Genomic DNA, 16,672 nt, shown 5'->3' with positions numbered 1-16,672 from the left:
GCGGGTCCGGCGGCCCGTCCGGTCGCGGTCCCGGCGGCGGGCCGCGCGCCTCGGGGCACCGGACCCGGTTGACCTGCGCCCTCCTTGGGGTAAGGGTTGCCTTACCAACTGGCCGCGGCGGGCGAACCCCGCCGCGGCCGTGCCCCGACGAACTCGCGCCCGGCAGGACCCAGGCCGGGTGGAAGGATGGATGCATGGGCTTCCACGTCGATTCCGAGGCCGGGCGGCTGCGCCGGGTGATCCTGCACCGCCCCGACCTCGAACTCAAGCGGCTCACCCCGTCGAACAAGGACGCCCTGCTCTTCGACGACGTGCTCTGGGTGCGGCGGGCCCGCGCCGAGCACGACGGGTTCGCCGACGTGCTGCGGGACCGCGGGGTGGAGGTCCACCTCTTCGGCGACCTGCTGCGGGAGGCCATGGACGTGCCCAAGGCGCGGGACCTGGTGCTCGAGCGGGTGTTCGGCGTGAACGAGTACGGGCCGCTGGCCGCCGACCACCTGCGGGAGGTGTTCGCCGGGCTGCCCTCCGACGTGCTGGCCAAGCACCTGGTGGGCGGCATGACCAAGCGGGAGTTCCTCCAGCGGGCGCCGGAGCCGGTGTCGGTGCGCTTCCACGTCATGGACCTGGACGACTTCCTGCTGGCCCCGCTGCCGAACCACCTGTTCACCCGGGACACCTCGGCGTGGATCTACGACGGGGTCAGCATCAACGCGATGCGCTGGCCCGCCCGCCAGCGGGAGACCGTCCACTTCGAGGCGATCTACCGGCACCACCCGCTGTTCGCGGACACCGGCTTCCATGTGTGGTCCGAGGGCCAGAACGCCTACCCGGCGACCATCGAGGGCGGGGACGTGCTGGTGATCGGCGGCGGCGCGGTGCTCATCGGGATGAGCGAGCGCACCACCCCGCAGGCGGTGGAGATGCTGGCCAGGGGGATGTTCCGGCGGGGCTCCGCGCACACCATCGTCGCGCTGGACATGCCGAAGTCCCGGGCCTTCATGCACCTGGACACCGTGATGACGATGGTGGACGGCGACACCTTCACCAAGTACGCGGGGCTCGGCATGCTGCGCTCGTACACCATCGAGCCCGGCGACGACGAGCAGGAGCTGAAGGTCACCGACCACCCGCCGGAGCACATGCACCGGGCCATCGCCGACGCGCTCCGCCTGGACGGCATCCAGGTGCTCACCGCCACCCAGGACGTGCACGCGGCCGAGCGGGAGCAGTGGGACGACGGCTGCAACGTGCTGGCGCTGGAGCCCGGCGTGGTCGTGGCCTACGAGCGGAACGCGACCACCAACACCCATCTGCGCAAGCGCGGCATCGAGGTCATCGAGATACCGGGCAGCGAGCTGGGCCGGGGCCGGGGCGGGCCGCGCTGCATGAGCTGCCCCGTCACCCGCGATCCGGTCGGCGCGCCGGCGTAGCGGGGCGGGCGCCGGGGCGGGCGCCGTCGGGGGCCGCGGCGGGACCGGGTCCACTGTCCAGCATAAAAATTCAGAGAACCGTATATACTTCCAAGCCAGCCCCCCGCCCGCCCCGGCCCCGCCCCCGGCCGAGCACGCACAAGGAGCCACCCATGGCCGTCGACCTGCGCCGTCGGAGCGTCCTCAAGGAGTCGGACCTCACCGCGGAGGAGTACCTCCACCTGGTGGACCTCGCCGCCCGGCTCAAGGCGGACAAGCGCGCGGGCGTGGAGTACCGGCGGCTGACGGGCCGGAACATCGCCCTGGTCTTCGAGAAGACCTCCACCCGCACCCGCTGCGCGTTCGAGGTCGCCGCCCACGACCAGGGCGCCGCCACCACCTACCTCGACCCCAGCGGCTCCCAGATGGGCCACAAGGAGTCGGTGAAGGACACTGCCCGGGTGCTCGGGCGGATGTTCGACGGCATCCAGTACCGGGGCCACGGCCAGGAGGTCGTCGAGGAACTCGCCCGCCACGCGGGCGTGCCCGTGTGGAACGGCCTCACGGACCAGTGGCACCCCACCCAGACCCTCGCCGACGTCCTCACCGTCACCGAGCACACCGACAAGCCGCTGGGCGGCGTCACCCTCGCCTACCTCGGCGACGCCCGCGGCAACATGGGCAACTCCCTGCTGATCACCGGCGCCCTGCTCGGCATGGACATCCGCGTCGTCGCGCCCCGGCAGTTGTGGAACGAGGAGCCGGTGCTCGCCCAGGCCGAGAAGCTCGCCGCCGCCTCCGGCGCCCGCGTCACCCACACCGAGGACGTCGAGGCCGGGGTGTACGGGGCGGACTTCGTCTACACCGACGTGTGGGTGTCCATGGGCGAGCCCAAGGAGATCTGGGACGAGCGGATCGCGCTGCTGCGCCGCTACAGCGTCACCATGGACGTGCTGCGCGCCACCGGCCGGCCGGACGTGAAGTTCCTGCACTGCCTGCCCGCCTTCCACGACCTGGGCACCGCGGTAGCCCGCGACCTGCACGCCCGCACCGGGCTCACCCACCTTGAGGTCAGCGACGAGGTGTTCGAGTCCCGCCACTCGATCGTCTTCGACCAGGCCGAGAACCGCATGCACACCATCAAGGCCCTGCTGGTGGCGACACTGGCCGGCTGACCTGCGCGGGGGCCCCGGCCGCCACCCCGTCCTCGTCCAGCAGCCCCAGCATCTCCTCCGCGGCCCGCTGCGCCGCGTCGCCGCAGCAGTTGTTCATCAGCACGTGCACGGCCTCGCTCCCGCGGGCCAGCTCCCGGATCCGCGGCACCCACTGCCGCAGCTCGTCGCGGGTGTAGCGGTGCCGGTACCGCTCCGTCCTGCCGCCGTCCGCCCAGCGCGGGCTGCGGCCGTGGAAGCGCACCACGCTCAGGTCGGCCGCGGTGGCCTCGGCGACCGGCGGGAGCGAGGACGGGTGGCCCTGCGGCATGTCCACCGACACGTACGGCAGCCCGTGCCGGCGCAGGAACGCGAGGGTGGCGGCGCGGCGCTCCCCGGCCAGCCACGCCGCGTTGCGGAACTCCACGGACATCCGGTACGGCGCGCACCTGTCCCGGCACTCCAGGATCCGCCGCTCCGCCCCGGGACCCGGCGCGAACCACGGCGGGAACTGGGCCAGCACCGCGCCCAGCTTCCCGGCCTCCGCCAGCGGGGCCAGCGCCCCGAGGAAGCGTTCCCACACCTCGTCCAGGGCGGCGTCCGGCAGGTCGCCCGGGTACAGCCGCGCCCCGGCGCCCGCGGGGCGGAGCGCCGCCGGGAGGGCGGAGGGCGGGGTGGGGTGGCCGGTCAGCAGGGAGAACGCCTTGACGTCGAGGACGAACGACTCGGGTGTGCGCTCCACCCACAGCCTGCTGTTGCGCACGCTGGGCAGCGCGTAGTAGGTCGCGTCCACCTCCACCACGGGGAACCGGCTCGCGTAGTACCGCAGCCGCCCCTCCGCGCCGTCCACCCCGTCCGGGTACCACCCCGAGGCGATGAGCTCCTTGTCCGTCCACGAGCACGTTCCGACGAGCACACGTCCCATGCCGCCCGCCTACCCGCCGCCCGGCCGCACCTACCTGACGCCCCCTCAACCCGGCCGCGCCCGGCCGGCGGTGGCACACTCGGCGGCATGCTGCTCCTGCGCCGGACCACCGAGGACGACTGGCCGCTGTGGCGGGAGGCGCGCCTCGCCGCGCTGACCGAGGACCCGCACGCCTTCCGGGCCCGCCTGGCGGACTGGCACCGCGGCGGGGAGGAGCAGTGGCGGGCCCGCCTGACGGCGCCGGGCGCCTGCAACCTGCTGGCGCTGCTGGACGGGCGGGCCGCCGGGACGGCCAGGGGCGTGCCGGGCGGCGGCGGGGTGAGCGAGCTGAGGTCGGTGTGGGTGAGCCCGCGGGCGCGGGGCTGCGGAGTGGGGGACCGGCTGGTGGCGGAGGTGGTGGGCTGGGCGCGCGCCTCGGGGGCGTCGGTGCTCAGGCTCGCGGTGCTCCCGGGCAACGCGCCCGCCCTCGCCCTCTACCGCCGCCACGGGTTCGTCCTCGTCCCGGAGCGGGGCGAGCCGCTGCCGGACGGGGTGACCGGGGAACTGGTGATGGAGAAGGCGCTGCGGGGCACGTAGGGGCGGGCCCGGCCGTTGGACCCCGTGCCGGGGCCGGGGGCTCCGGCCCCCGGGGGCCGGAGCCCCCGGCCCCGCCGCGCCGCGCCGGGGCGGAACACCACCCCTCGAGGCGCCGTCCGGCGTGCCGATGTACTACTGTTATCTCGACATCGAGATATCTGCCGACCCGTACCCGGCCGTGCCCCGGCCAGGAGTGTCCCAAGTTAGGGTCACCTTACCTGATCGCCGCTCGGCTCTATCGGCAGGATTGTCGGGGTACGCGCACGTTGATGAAGGAGACTGTCGTGTCCGCGAACAGCTTCGATGCCCGCAGCACCCTGCGCGTGGGCGCCGAGTCGTACGAGATCTTCCGGCTGGACAAGGTCGAGGGCGCCGCGCGCCTCCCGTACAGCCTGAAGGTCCTCCTGGAGAACCTGCTGCGGACGGAGGACGGGGCGAACATCACCGCCGACCACATCCGTGCCCTCGGCGGCTGGGACCCCAACGCCCAGCCGAACCGGGAGATCCAGTTCACGCCGGCGCGCGTGATCATGCAGGACTTCACCGGCGTGCCCTGCGTGGTGGACCTCGCCACCATGCGCGAGGCCGTCCGCGAGCTGGGCGGCGACCCGTCCCGCATCAACCCGCTGGCCCCCGCCGAGCTGGTCATCGACCACTCGGTCATCGCCGACCGCTTCGGCACCCCGGAGGCGTTCACCCAGAACGTCGAGCTGGAGTACGGCCGCAACAAGGAGCGCTACCAGTTCCTGCGCTGGGGCCAGACCGCGTTCGACGAGTTCAAGGTCGTCCCGCCCGGCACCGGCATCGTGCACCAGGTGAACATCGAGCACCTGGCCCGCGTGGTGATGGTCCGCGACGGCAGGGCGTACCCCGACACCCTGGTCGGCACCGACTCGCACACCACGATGGTCAACGGCCTCGGCGTCCTCGGCTGGGGCGTGGGCGGCATCGAGGCCGAGGCCGCCATGCTCGGCCAGCCGGTGTCGATGCTCATCCCGCGGGTCGTCGGCTTCAAGCTGACCGGCGAGCTCCCGGCCGGCACCACCGCCACCGACCTGGTGCTGACGATCACCGAGATGCTCCGCGCCCACGGCGTGGTCGGCAAGTTCGTGGAGTTCTACGGCGAGGGCGTCGGCGCCGTGCCGCTGGCCAACCGCGCCACCATCGGCAACATGTCGCCGGAGTTCGGCTCCACCGCCGCGATCTTCCCGATCGACGCCGAGACCATCACCTACCTGCGGCTCACCGGCCGCTCCGAGCAGCAGCTCGCCCTGGTCGAGGCGTACTGCAAGGAGCAGGGCCTGTGGCACGACCCGGCCGCCGAGCCGGAGTTCTCCGAGTACCTGGAGCTGGACCTGTCCACCGTGGTGCCGTCCATCGCGGGCCCCAAGCGCCCGCAGGACCGCATCGTGCTGGCCGAGGCCAAGCAGCAGTTCCGCCGTGACGTGCTGCACTACGTCACCGACACGGCCATCAGCCCGGACGCCTCCGCCTCCCCGGTCGACGAGGCCAGCGCCGAGTCCTTCCCGGCCAGCGACGCCCCGGCCTACGGGCACGTGGACAACGGCGCCGGCGCGCCCGGCCACCCGTCCGCCGCGGCCGGCGCGACGGGCCGTCCGAGCCGCCCGACCACGGTGGACGCCCCCGACGGCTCCAGCTACGTGATCGACCACGGCGCGGTGGCGGTGGCCGCCATCACCTCCTGCACCAACACCTCCAACCCGTACGTCATGGTCGGCGCCGCCCTGCTGGCGAAGAAGGCCGTGGAGAAGGGCCTGACCCGCAAGCCGTGGGTGAAGACCACCCTGGCCCCCGGCTCCAAGGTCGTCATGGACTACTACGACCGCGCCGGGCTCACCCCGTACCTGGACAAGCTGGGCTTCAACCTCGTCGGCTACGGCTGCACCACCTGCATCGGCAACTCCGGCCCGCTGCCGGAGGAGGTCTCCAAGGCCGTCAACGACAACGACCTCGCGGTGGTCTCGGTCCTCTCCGGCAACCGCAACTTCGAGGGCCGCATCAACCCCGACGTCAAGATGAACTACCTGGCGTCCCCGCCGCTGGTCGTGGCCTACGCCATCGCCGGCACCATGGACCTGGACATCACCAGCGAGCCGCTGGGCACCGGCGCCGACGGCGAGCCGGTGTACCTGAAGGACATCTGGCCCTCCGAGGCCGAGGTCGAGCAGGTCGTGGCCTCCGCGATCGGCCAGGAGATGTTCGGCCAGGGCTACCGGGACGTCTTCGCGGGCGACGCCCAGTGGCAGGCGCTGTCGGTGCCCACCGGCGACACCTTCGAGTGGGACCCGCAGTCCACCTACGTGCGCAAGCCCCCGTACTTCGAGGGGATGGGCCAGGACCCGGAGCCGGTGCGGGACATCACCGGTGCCCGGGTGCTCGCCAAGCTCGGCGACTCCGTCACCACCGACCACATCTCCCCGGCCGGCGCCATCAAGGCCGACAGCCCCGCGGGCAAGTACCTCACCGAGCACGGGGTGGACCGCCGCGACTTCAACTCCTACGGCTCGCGCCGCGGCAACCACGAGGTGATGATCCGCGGCACCTTCGCCAACATCCGGCTGCGCAACCAGATCGCCCCGGGGACCGAGGGTGGCTTCACCCGCGACTTCACCGTCGAGGGCGCCCCGGTCACCACCATCTACGACGCCTCCCAGCACTACCAGGAGCAGGGCGTCCCGCTGGTCATCCTGGCCGGCAAGGAGTACGGCTCCGGCTCCTCCCGCGACTGGGCGGCCAAGGGCACCGCGCTGCTCGGCGTCAAGGCCGTCATCGCCGAGTCCTACGAGCGCATCCACCGCTCCAACCTGATCGGCATGGGCGTGCTGCCGCTCCAGTTCCCCGAGGGGGAGAGCGCGCAGTCGCTGGGCCTGACGGGTGAGGAGACCTTCTCCATCACCGGGGTGATCGCGCTCAACGACGGCGGCATCCCGCGGACGGTCAAGGTCGTCACGGACACCGGCAAGGAGTTCGACGCGGTGGTCCGCATCGACACGCCCGGCGAGGCCGACTACTACCGCAACGGCGGCATCATGCAGTACGTGCTGCGGTCGCTCATCCGCAAGTAGTCCGCGCGGAGCACCCCGGTACTCCCACGCGCCGGGCCCGCCCGGCGCGGCGGTCCGCCGAGGGGCCGCCTCCCCCGCCCCGGGGGAGGCGGCCCCTCCGCTTTTTCCGGGATTTCCCGGCCGGGCCGTCCCGCCTGGCCCGACGTCAGCCGCGCTTGTATCAACTCGGGAAAGACTGGACGCCGGACCGTCCGTGATCTTGCCTTTCTCAAGGCGAGTGGACTATACCTGTGCCCGTCTAGGGGCCTTTTGCCGCACAGCTCCACCCACCGAAGTCCCCGGGGGCGCCAGCACGATCCGGTTGCACGTGAGCGCGGTAGGGCCGGCGGAATTCCGGTGCACCGCATGAGTCCTGGAGAAGGCGAGGACTTGAGCATGGGATCCGACTTCAACCGCCGAGACCTGATGCGATCCGCGGCCGCGTTCGGCCTTGTCGCCGCCCCGGCGACGGCCTTCCTCACCTCCTGCGCCAGCGGCGGGGACGACGGGGACAAGAAAGTCGACAAGGGCGAGAAGAGCGACAAGAACCCCCTCGCGGTCAACGAGGGCGCCGCGCTCGAGGTCGTGATATTCGACGGCGGCTTCGGCGACCAGTACGCCAAGGACGCCGAGAAGCTCTACGTCCAGGCGTTCCCCGGCACCAAGGGCAAGATCAAGCACACCGCCACCCAGAAGATCCAGTCCACCCTCCAGCCGCGGTTCAACGGCGGGAACCCGCCGGACCTGATCGACAACTCGGGCGCCGAGCAGATGGACATGGGCACCCTCGTCGGCCAGGACCAGCTCACCGACCTCACCCCCCTGCTGGACGCCCCGTCGATCGACGACCCGGCCAAGAAGGTCCGCGACACGCTGCGGCCCGGCGTGGTCGAGATGGGCCAGTTCACCGGCAAGGAGGTGTGGATCCTCTACTACGCCTACACCGTCTACGGCATCTGGTACTCCAGCACCACCCTGGACCGGCACGGCTGGGAGTACCCCACCACCTGGGACGACATGCTCAAGGTGTGCGCCGAGGCCAAGAAGAAGGGCATCGCCGGCTGGACCTACGCGGGCAAGCACCCCTACTACATCCCGTTCAGCCTCTTCCCGTTCATCGGCAAGATCGGCGGCCGGGAGGTGCTGGACGCGATCGACAACCTCGACCCGGACGCCTGGAAGCACCCGGCGGTCAAGGCGGCGTTCGAGGCGTACTACGAGCTGCACGCCAAGGGGTACATCCTCCGCGGCACCCCGGGCCTGGACCACATCCAGTCGCAGACCGCCTGGAACCAGGGCAAGGCCCTGTTCATCCCGAACGGCTCCTGGGTGGAGAACGAGTCCTCCAAGACCACGCCGAAGGACTTCGGCATGGCCGTGGGCGCCCCGCCCAGCCTGGACAGCTCCGACAAGCTGCCCTTCGGCACCATCTGGGCCTCCGGCGGCGAGCCGTTCGTCGTGCCGAGGAAGGCCAAGAACCCCGAGGGCGGCATGGAGCTGCTGCGGATCATGCTCGGCGAGCAGGCGTCGCGGAACTTCGTCAAGAGCGTCTCCTCGCTCACCTCGATGAACGGCGGCACCACCGGCGTGGACCTGCCGCCGGGCCTGGCCTCCGCCACCAAGGCGCTGGAGCAGGCGGGTGACAACATCCTCAACCCGCGCCTCCAGGACTGGTACGTCGCCCTGAACAAGGAGAAGATCGGCGTCGGTGTGATCGGCGAGATGATGGCCGGCCGCATGACGCCCGACCAGGCCATCAAGCGCGCCCAGAAGTACACCGACGAGACCCGCAAGGACGACGCCGTCAAGAAGTACAGGCACACCTGAGCGCCCCTCCACCAGCGGCGGCACGGCCGGCGGCCCCGGCACCGGGGCACGGCAGGGCAGGGCACGAGGGACGAAGGCAGGGTGAGATGGCGGACAGCGCTCCCGGGGCCACCGCGGCCCGCAAGACCCAGGGCCCGGCGGGGGGCGCTCCCCGGGCTCCGGGGAGGCCCCAGGGCCTGAAGTACTCACGGCACTACCGGACATTCGTCAAGTACCGGTTCATCGCGGGGTTCCTCGCCCTGCCACTGGCGATCTACGCGGTCTTCGTGATCTCGCCGTTCGTCCAGGCGATCTACTACTCCTTCACGGACTGGACGGGCCTGAGCTCGGACTACCGCACGGTCGGGTTCGACAACTACGACCGGATGCTGCACGACGACGTGTTCTGGAAGGCCCTGTGGCACAACCTGATCCTGCTGCTGGTGCTGCCGCTGGTCACCCTGGGGCTCGGGCTGTTCTTCGCCTTCATGCTGAACGTCGGCGGCAGGGGCGGGAAGGGCTCGGCCGTCGCCGGGGTGCGCGGCTCGGGCGTCTACAAGGTCGTCTACTTCTTCCCGCAGGTGCTGTCCATCGCGATCGTGGCCCTGCTGTGGCAGTTCGCCTACAACCCCAACAGCGGAGCGCTGAACTCCTTCCTGCGGGGGGTGGGCCTGGGGTCGGTCCAGCCGGACTGGCTGGGCGACCCCGACCTGGCGCTGTGGTGCCTGACCGCCGTGATGATCTGGTGGAACGTCGGCTTCTACGTGGTGCTGTTCTCGGCCGGCATGAGCTCCATCCCCAAGGACTTCTACGAGGCCGCGCTGCTCGACGGGGCCGGCCGGACCACGACGTTCTTCCGGATCACCCTCCCCCTGCTGTGGGACACCGTCCAGACCGGATGGGTGTACATGGGGATCATGGCGCTGGACGTCTTCGCCGTGGTGCAGATCATGACCGTGGGTCCCGGCGGTCCCGACTACTCCACCCAGGTGCTCACCTACTACGTCTACAGCAAGGCGTTCCGCGACGGCCAGGCCGGCTACGCCACCGCGCTCGGCGTCGCGCTCCTGATCGTCACCATGATCTTCGCCGGGATCGTCATGCGGCTCGGCCGGCGCGAGCGGCTGGAGTACTGATGACCGACACGACCAAGGCAGGCGCCGCCCCCGGCGAGGACCCCGCGACCGCGCGGACCGGACCGGCCACCGCCCCCCTCCCGACGGGGAAGGACGACCTCCCGCCGCCGTCCGCGGCCCCGGCCGGCGGCGGCGAGGGGCGGGTGCTCAACGCCTTCTCGCACCTGTTCCTCCTGGTGTGGGGGCTGCTGGTGACCCTGCCCCTGCTGTGGGCGGTGGTCAGCTCGTTCAAGAGCGACAACGAGATCTTCACCGATCCGTGGGGGCTGCCCGGCACCCTGCACTGGAGCAACTGGTCCCGCGCCTGGGGCAAGGCGGACATGGGGGACTACTTCCTCAACTCGGTGATCGTCGTCACCGGGTCCCTCATCGGCACGATGCTGCTGGGCTCGATGGCGGCCTACGTGCTGGCGCGGTTCGAGTTCCCCGGCAACCGCTTCGTGTACTACCTCTTCGTGGCCGGGATGGGCTTCCCGATCATCCTCGCCCTGGTGCCGTTGTTCTATGTCTTGAACAACATGGACATGATCAACACGTACCACGGGCTGATCCTCGTCTACATCGCCTATTCGCTGCCGTTCACCGTCTTCTTCCTGACCGCCTTCTTCCGCACCCTGCCCTCGTCGGTCGCGGAGGCGGCCACGCTGGACGGGGCCTCGCACACCCGTACGTTCTTCCAGGTCATGCTGCCGATGGCGAAGCCGGGCATGATCAGTATCGGGATCTTCAACTTCCTGGGGCAGTGGAACCAGTACCTGCTGCCCGTGGTGATAATCAACGACCAGGAGAAGATGGTGCTGCCCCAGGGCCTGGCCGCGCTGGCCGCGAGCCAGGGCTACAAGGGGGACTGGTCTGGACTTTTCGCAGGTCTGGTGATCGCGATGCTGCCGGTGCTGGTGGTGTACGTGGTGTTCCAGCGCCAGGTGCAGGCAGGGCTGACCGCTGGTGCCCTGAAGTAGGGCGCGCGGACGCCGGGGGGTCCACGGCGGGTACGCGCCGCCCCTCTAAAGTATTACTACTGTGAACACATGAGCGAGCGGGACAAATGTCCCGTTCGCTCATTTTTGCCTGTTCAAGTGACGGAAAAGATGCCCATCATGAGGGCAAATTCTTCGTTGCCCTTGACGGAACATCATCCATACAGCTCAGCTTAGACTTCACAGGTTGTAGGCGACGGGGCCTCATCGACGCGGCTTCGTCAAAGTCGGCGACGCTCCTTCCGGCGTCGCCGAGGCAGGAGTGGATTGACCGTGGTGGAGACTCCGGGCTCGCAGTCGTCGCTGCACCGGGCAAACCTGGAGCGGGTCGTGCGCGCCGTGCGGATGGCCGGATCGCTGACCCAGGCCGAGATCGCCCGTTCGACGGGCCTGTCCGCGGCCACGGTCTCCAACATCGTCCGGGAGTTGCGGCACAACGGGACGGTGGAGGTCACCCCGACCTCCTCGGGCGGCCGCCGGGCGCGCAGCGTGTCCCTGAGCGGGAACGCGGGCGTGGTCATCGGCGTGGACTTCGGCCATTCGCACCTGCGGGTGGCCATCGGCAACCTCGCCCACCAGGTGCTCGCCGAGCAGGCCGAGCCGATCGACGTGGACGCCTCCGCGGCCCAGGGCTTCGACCGGGCCGAGCGCCTGGTCGCCAAGCTGATCGAGGACAGCGGCATCAGCACCGACAAGGTGCTCGGCGTGGGCCTGGGCGTGCCCGGCCCGATCGACGTGGAGTCCGGGGCGCTGGGCTCGACGGCGATCCTGCCGGGCTGGGGCGGCATCAAGCCGCGCGAGGAGCTCGCCGAGCGGCTCGGCATGCCGGTGTACGTGGACAACGACGCCAACCTCGGCGCGCTGGGCGAGCTGGTGTGGGGGAGCGGCCGGGGGCTGAAGGACCTGGCGTACATCAAGGTCGCCAGCGGCGTGGGCGCCGGCCTGGTCATGGGCGGGCGGATCTACCGCGGGCCCGGCGGCACGGCCGGGGAGATCGGGCACATCACGCTGGACGAGTCGGGTCCGGTGTGCCGCTGCGGCAACCGGGGCTGCCTGGAGACGTTCACCGCGGCCCGGCACATGCTGGCGCTGCTGGAGAACAGCCACGGCACGGGTCTGACCGTGCCGCGCATGGTGCAGCTCGCGGCGCAGGGGGACCTGGGTTGCCGCCGGGTCATCTCGGACGCGGGGCGGCACGTCGGGATGGGCGTCGCCAACCTGTGCAACCTGCTCAACCCGCGCCGGGTGATCCTCGGCGGCGACCTGGCCGAGGCGGGGGAGCTGCTGCTCGGGCCGATCCGCGAGTCGGTGGCCAGGTACGCCATCCCCAGCGCGGCGCGGCAGTTGTCGGTGGTGCCGGGCGCGCTCGGCAGCCGGGCCGAGGTGCTGGGCGCGCTGGCCCTGGTGCTCAGCGAGATGGGTGACTCCACGCTGCTCGAGGCGGCCGACGACGCGCCCGCGGTGGGCGCCCACGCCGGGCGCGCGGGCGCCGGTCCGGTCGGCGGCGCGGGCGTGGGCGCGGTGCGGCGCCGCCGGGACGCGATAGAGGCCGTCCCCTGATCCGCCGCCGGTGCTCGGCGAGGCGGGTCGTGGACGGGACGCGGCCCGCCTCCGTCGTTCCCCGCCGGGCGCCTGGTTGCGTCCCGGAGCCTTCCCCCTACCGGCTGCGTTCAGATAGATAACGAATTGGCCCGTTGCCAGGTCGTTAAGTTTTTACTTCTTGACGGCATAGTGGCGCGCGGAGTTGACTTCGCTGCAACCTCGGCCGCGACGGTGCGGCCCTGTCAGGGAGGTCCCCCCTTGAAGACGTATCTGCGTCGTGCTGCGGTCGTGACGACCGCGCTGTCCATGGCCGTCGTGCTCGCCGCCTGCGGTGAGGCCAAGGAGTCCGGCGGCGACGGCAACGGCGGCGACTCCGGCGACAAGAAGGACAAGGCGCTCACCATCGGTCTGCTCCTGCCGGAGAACCAGACGGCGCGCTACGAGAAGTTCGACAAGCCCCTGATCGAGGCCAAGATCAAGGAGCTGTGCGCGGACTGCGAGGTCCTGTACAACAACGCCAAGCAGGACGCGTCCACCCAGCAGCAGCAGGTGAACACGATGATCACCAAGAAGGTGGACGCGCTGATCCTGGACGCGGTGGACTACAAGTCCATCGCCTCCTCCGTCCGCAAGGCCGACCAGGCCGGCATCCCGGTCATCGCCTACGACCGGCTGGCCCAGGGCCCGATCAAGGGCTACACCTCCTTCGACAACGAGGAGGTCGGCAAGGTCCAGGGCCAGGCCCTGCTCGACGCGCTGGGCGCCGACGCGTCCAAGGGCAAGATCGTCATGATGAACGGCGACATCGGCGACCCGAACGCCGCCTTCTTCAAGAAGGGCGCCCACTCCGTCCTCGACGGCAAGGTGGACGTCGGCAAGGAGTACGACACCGTCGGCTGGAAGCCGGAAGAGGCCAACAAGAACGCCAAGGGCGCCATCTCCTCCCTCGGCAAGGAGAACATCGTCGGCTTCTACTCCGCCAACGACGGCATGGCCGGCGGCATCATCACCGCCATCAAGGCGGCCGGCTTCTCCAAGGTCCCGCCGGTCACCGGCCAGGACGCCGAACTCGCCGCCGTGCAGCGCATCGTGGCGGGCGAGCAGTTCATGAGCGTCTACAAGCCGTACAAGCCGGAGGCCGACGCCGCCGCCGAGATGGCCGTGGCCGCCGCCCGCGGCGAGGACGTCTCCAAGGTCGCCCCGGAGACCGTGGACAGCGACACCACCAAGGGCGTCCCGTCCAAGATTATCAAGCCGATCGCGCTGACCAAGGACAACATCGCCGACACGGTGGTCAAGGACGGTCTGTGGACCGTCGAGCAGATCTGCACGGGCAAGTACAAGGCGGCCTGCGACAAGATCAGCCTGAAGTAACCTTTCGTCCCCCTTCGGGGACACCCGCGGGACCCGGTGTCCCGCCCGCCCGGCGCCCCGCGCCGGCGGCCCAGGACCTGTCCGGCGCCCCGCCCCACCAAAAAACCCCGCTACCGGGGCGGGGCGCCGGACGGAACCGTGTCCCCGCCCGAGCCGCCAAGGCTCGCCACCCCCGGTCTTTCCCTCGCCCGCACCAGGCGCCGTCCGCCTGGCCGGCGAGGCACCCCCGCCGTTCAGGCGGCGAAGGAGATGGTTCATCGTGTCCGCTACGCCCGTGCTGGCGTTGCGCGGGATCTCCAAGCGGTTCGGCGCCGTCCAGGCGCTGACCGATGTGGAGCTGGAGGTCCACGCCGGAGAGGTCGTCGCCCTGGTGGGCGACAACGGCGCCGGCAAGTCCACCCTGGTCAAGGTCATCGCCGGTGTCGGCCCGAACGACGAGGGCGTCATCGAGTGGGAGGGCCGGCCCGTCCAGGTGCACCGCCCCCACGACGCCCAGAACCTCGGCATCGCGACCGTCTACCAGGACCTCGCGCTGTGCGACAACCTCGACGTCGTCGGCAACCTCTTCCTCGGCCGGGAGATCCGCCGCGCCGGAGTCCTGGACGAGGTGGAGATGGAGCGCCGCGCCCGCGAGCTGCTCGACACCCTGTCCATCCGCATCCCCAGCGTGCGCATCCCGATCGCCTCGCTGTCCGGCGGCCAGCGGCAGACCGTCGCCATCGCCCGCTCCCTGCTCGGCGAGCCCAAGATCGTGATCCTGGACGAGCCCACCGCCGCCCTCGGCGTCGAGCAGACCGCCCAGGTCCTCGACCTCGTCGAGCGGCTGCGGGAGCGCGGCCTCGGCGTCATCCTCATCAGCCACAACATGGCCGACGTCAAGGCCGTCGCGGACAAGGTCGCGGTGCTGCGCCTGGGCCGCAACAACGGCGTCTTCGACGTCGCGTCCACCTCTCAGGAAGAGATCATCGCGGCCATCACCGGTGCCACGGACAACGCCGTGACCCGCCGGCGGGCCCGCAGCAGCGCGGAGGCTGCCAAGTGAGTGCCAACGTCACCAAGGACCCGGACCGCAAGCCGACCGGTGAGGTGGACGCCCCCGCGCCCGCCGCTGCCGCCGTGCCCGCGGTGGACCCCCGCCTGCTGGTGCGCCAGCAGGGCTTCAAGGGGTACTGGGACGAGTTCGTGCGCAAGATGCGCAGCGGCGACATCGGCGCCCTCCCGGTCGTCATCGGCCTGATCATCATCTGGGCGATCTTCCAGGCCCAGGACTCGGCCTTCATGTCCGCGGAGAACCTCTCCAACCTCTCCATCGACATCGTCGGCACCGGCATGATCGCCGTCGGCATCGTGTTCGTGCTGCTGCTCGGCGAGATCGACCTGTCCGTCGGCTCGGTCAGCGGCCTGGCCGCCGCCATCTTCGCCGTCCTCGCCGTCAACGAGGGCATGGCCGAGTGGCAGGCCGTGATCCTCGCGGTGCTCTCCGGCGCCGCGCTCGGCGCCGTCCACGGCTTCTTCTTCGCCAAGATCGGCGTGCCCGCGTTCGTCGTCACCCTGGCCGGCCTGCTCGGCTGGAACGGCCTGATGCTCCAGGTGCTGGGCGACAACGGCACCATCAACATCGACGACTCCGGCCTGGTGGCGGACCTCACCACCTACTACTTCAGCGACGTCGCCGCCGCCTACGGCCTGGCCACGGTCTGCGTCGCCGGGTACTTCGCCGCCGTGTTCCTGGACAGCCGCCGCCGCCAGGCCGTCGGCGTGCCCAGCCGCCCGCTGAGCGAGATCGTGCTGCGCACGGCCGCGCTGGCCGTCCCGTCCTACGCCGCGGCGTACGTGCTCAACCAGTACAAGGGCCTGCCGCTGGCGCTGGTGATCTTCCTCGCGGTGATCGTGGCGTTCGACTTCGTGCTGCGCCGCACCACCTACGGCCGCAAGATCTTCGCGCTCGGCGGCAGCGTCGAGGCGGCCCGCCGGGCCGGCATCAACGTCGCCTGGATCCGGATCTCCGTCTTCATGATCGCCGGGACCATGGCGGCCGTCGGCGGCCTGTTCATCGCCTCGCAGATCGCGGCGGCCAACCAGAACGCCGGCCAGGGCAACCTGCTGATGAACGCCATCGCGGCGGCCGTCATCGGCGGCACCAGCCTCTTCGGCGGCCGGGGCAACACCTGGTCGGCCCTGCTGGGCACGCTCGTGATCATGTCGATCGGCTCCGGCATGGCGCTGCTCGGCGTCGCCGCGGCCGTCCAGTACATGATCACCGGCGCGGTGCTGCTGGCCGCGGTCGTGATCGACTCGGTCTCGCGCCGCACCCAGAAGGCGTCCGGTCGCGCCTGAACCCGGCGCGCCCGCGACCGCGGACGACCGCAGGGGACCGAAACGTGCCCGGCCCGCGGAGGGCTTCCTCCGCGGGCCGGGCACTCCCGTGCGCGCGCCACACCGCCCCCGCTCGCCCCGTAAGGCCCACAAGCGGTCAGGGTCGTTCCGCCGGGGCGGAGACTAGACTCGGGCGGACCGGCTGAGCCGGGACAGCTCTGCCGAGGGGCAAGGACGCCCCGGACACACGATGTGAGGAGGAACGGGTGAGCCTGCTGACCCGTATTCGTGGACCGCGCGATCTGGACCGGCTCACCCCCGAGCAGTTGGTGGAGCTGGCGGGGGAGATCAGGTCGTTCCTGGTGGAGGCGGTGTCGCGGACCGGTGGGCATCTG

The 16,672-nt window shown here is 70.9% G+C and carries 13 protein-coding genes; 12 read left to right on the top strand and 1 reads right to left on the bottom strand.

Annotation, left to right across the window (positions count from 1 at the left end):
- Positions 1-194: 194 nt before the first annotated feature.
- Both ACYVO2_RS18955 and argF read left to right on the top strand, forming a co-directional pair.
- Positions 195-1,430 carry an arginine deiminase gene (locus tag ACYVO2_RS18955; protein WP_461009053.1) on the top strand — a complete coding sequence of 412 codons (1,236 nt, stop codon included), beginning with the start codon at positions 195-197 and terminating at the stop codon, positions 1,428-1,430.
- Between the two features lie 152 nt (positions 1,431-1,582).
- Positions 1,583-2,584 carry an ornithine carbamoyltransferase gene (argF, locus tag ACYVO2_RS18950; RefSeq protein ID WP_461009052.1) on the top strand — a complete coding sequence of 334 codons (1,002 nt, stop codon included), beginning with the start codon at positions 1,583-1,585 and terminating at the stop codon, positions 2,582-2,584.
- Here the strand turns inward: argF and ACYVO2_RS18945 are convergent.
- Complete coding sequence (locus tag ACYVO2_RS18945) at positions 2,550-3,485, bottom strand: DUF72 domain-containing protein (RefSeq protein ID WP_461009051.1); 936 nt, start codon at positions 3,483-3,485, stop codon at positions 2,550-2,552. The two genes, argF and ACYVO2_RS18945, sit on opposite strands and share 35 nt — an antisense overlap.
- Before the next feature lie 87 nt (positions 3,486-3,572).
- On the opposite strand from ACYVO2_RS18945, the gene ACYVO2_RS18940 reads away from it, so the two are divergent.
- The 10 genes from ACYVO2_RS18940 to ACYVO2_RS18895 all read left to right on the top strand — a co-directional run.
- Entirely contained in the window at positions 3,573-4,061 is a 489-nt protein-coding gene (locus ACYVO2_RS18940) for a GNAT family N-acetyltransferase (protein WP_461009050.1), read from the top strand.
- A gap of 284 nt (positions 4,062-4,345) precedes the next feature.
- Positions 4,346-7,147 (top strand): aconitate hydratase, encoded by a 2,802-nt coding sequence (locus tag ACYVO2_RS18935; RefSeq protein ID WP_461009049.1) that lies wholly within the window; start codon positions 4,346-4,348, stop codon positions 7,145-7,147.
- A gap of 375 nt (positions 7,148-7,522) precedes the next feature.
- Positions 7,523-8,953 carry an N-acetylglucosamine/diacetylchitobiose ABC transporter substrate-binding protein gene (gene ngcE, locus ACYVO2_RS18930; protein WP_461009146.1) on the top strand — a complete coding sequence of 477 codons (1,431 nt, stop codon included), beginning with the start codon at positions 7,523-7,525 and terminating at the stop codon, positions 8,951-8,953.
- 86 nt (positions 8,954-9,039) lie between these two features.
- The gene (locus ACYVO2_RS18925) at positions 9,040-10,068 is read left to right on the top strand and encodes a carbohydrate ABC transporter permease (protein WP_461009048.1); all 1,029 of its coding nucleotides are present in this window, start codon (positions 9,040-9,042) and stop codon (positions 10,066-10,068) included.
- Positions 10,068-11,027, top strand: coding sequence for a carbohydrate ABC transporter permease (locus ACYVO2_RS18920; RefSeq protein ID WP_461009047.1), 960 nt, complete (start codon positions 10,068-10,070; stop codon positions 11,025-11,027). The genes ACYVO2_RS18925 and ACYVO2_RS18920 overlap by 1 nt, the downstream gene beginning before the upstream one ends.
- 294 nt (positions 11,028-11,321) lie before the next feature.
- Positions 11,322-12,605, top strand: a complete 1,284-nt coding sequence (locus ACYVO2_RS18915; protein WP_461009145.1) for an ROK family transcriptional regulator — start codon at positions 11,322-11,324, stop codon at positions 12,603-12,605.
- Between the two features lie 240 nt (positions 12,606-12,845).
- Positions 12,846-13,961, top strand: coding sequence for a substrate-binding domain-containing protein (locus tag ACYVO2_RS18910; RefSeq protein WP_461009046.1), 1,116 nt, complete (start codon positions 12,846-12,848; stop codon positions 13,959-13,961).
- A 259-nt stretch (positions 13,962-14,220) separates the two neighbouring features.
- Positions 14,221-15,003: an ATP-binding cassette domain-containing protein gene (locus ACYVO2_RS18905; RefSeq protein WP_461009045.1), complete on the top strand. Its 783-nt coding sequence runs from the start codon at positions 14,221-14,223 to the stop codon at positions 15,001-15,003.
- A 44-nt stretch (positions 15,004-15,047) separates the two neighbouring features.
- Positions 15,048-16,298 carry a sugar ABC transporter permease gene (locus ACYVO2_RS18900; protein ID WP_461009144.1) on the top strand — a complete coding sequence of 417 codons (1,251 nt, stop codon included), beginning with the start codon at positions 15,048-15,050 and terminating at the stop codon, positions 16,296-16,298.
- Between the two features lie 245 nt (positions 16,299-16,543).
- Positions 16,544-16,672: 1-deoxy-D-xylulose-5-phosphate synthase N-terminal domain-containing protein (locus ACYVO2_RS18895; RefSeq protein WP_461009143.1), on the top strand; the 129-nt coding region annotated here is incomplete at its 3' end.

The organism is Streptomyces capparidis (assembly GCF_054782095.1).
This window is presented reverse-complemented; position numbering and strand designations above follow the sequence as displayed.